Origin of the sequence: Pseudomonas defluvii (assembly GCF_001695625.1) — a bacterium.
GTDB lineage: Bacteria > Pseudomonadota > Gammaproteobacteria > Pseudomonadales > Pseudomonadaceae > Aquipseudomonas > Aquipseudomonas defluvii.
On sequence record NZ_MBPN01000282.1, the window covers coordinates 1 to 1,067 of the forward strand.

Genomic DNA, 1,067 nt, shown 5'->3' on the forward strand with positions numbered 1-1,067 from the left:
TATTGAACTGTCAGGAGCTGGCTGCACAACAGCCATTACGCCCAATCAACTGGTGCAGTCGTCTTCTGAAAATGACAGAGTCACTTGCATTCATGGTGGCACCCCTCCATTGACTGACGAAGACGGCGAATGCCGCCGCCGGCATTGGCTTCGCGAACAGGAAGCCTTGTCCTGTGTCGCAGTCCGCTTGTCGCAATAGATCAAGACTCGCCGATGTTTCCACGCCTTCAGCCACCACATCCATGCCCAGCCCGTGCGCAAGCTGAATCACGGTGTGCACGATGGTTTGGTCGCGGCGGTCGTTGGCGAGCCCGGCGACAAACGATTGGTCGATCTTGAGCGTGCTGATTGGGCAGCACTTCAGATGTTGCAGACAGGAATACCCCGTCCCGAAGTCATCGGCGGCGAAGCGCACACCGATCTGCCGCAAGGCGTCCAGGGCGGGGAAGATCGCCGGATCACCAAACGCGACCGATTCGGTCAGCTCGATTTCGAGATACTCGGCGGGCAACTCGGCATCAGCCAGCACGCCCTTTACCCACCCGTCGAAGTCCGGTCCCACTTGGCTCGCCGAAACATTGACGGCCAGCCGGAACGGTCGCCATGCCAGCATTCGCCAGTCACGCATCTGGCGGCAGGCTTCGCCCAGCACCCAAGCGCCGATTTCAGGCATCAGGCCGGACGATTCGACCACGGGCAGGAACTGGCCCGGTGGCAATAGTCCAAGCGTCGGATGACGCCAGCGCAACAGGGCTTCCGCGCCGACAATCCCACCACTGCGCAGATCGACGACGGGCTGGTAGTGCAGTTCAAGCTGCCCGCGCTCGACCGCTTGGGCCAGTTCCGGCGTCGTCCATCCATCCGGCCGGAAAGCGCTCATTCTCTTTCCCTGAATGCCCGCAACGCCCGCGACAGGGACAGAAGGAACAGGCCGGTCAAACCGAGCGCCGCGATGACCCAATGCTCGCCGAGGAAAGCACCGGCGGTTGTGCCGGCCAGCACGACAGCGAGGATGGGCAGGTGGCAGGGGCAAGTCAGCACAGCCAGTCCGCCCCACAGGTAGCCGG

General features: G+C 62.4%; 2 protein-coding genes. Both read right to left on the minus strand.

Translation table 11 applies throughout. The features are described from left to right. Positions 1 to 10: 10 nt before the first annotated feature. A complete protein-coding gene (locus EKA13_RS27305; RefSeq protein ID WP_003160808.1) occupies positions 11 to 880 on the minus strand; it encodes a putative bifunctional diguanylate cyclase/phosphodiesterase in 870 nt (289 codons plus the stop codon). After that, positions 877 to 1,059, minus strand: a complete 183-nt coding sequence (gene merE / locus EKA13_RS27310) for a broad-spectrum mercury transporter MerE (protein WP_425415188.1) — start codon at positions 1,057 to 1,059, stop codon at positions 877 to 879. The genes EKA13_RS27305 and merE overlap by 4 nt, the downstream gene beginning before the upstream one ends. Positions 1,060 to 1,067 lie beyond the last annotated feature (8 nt).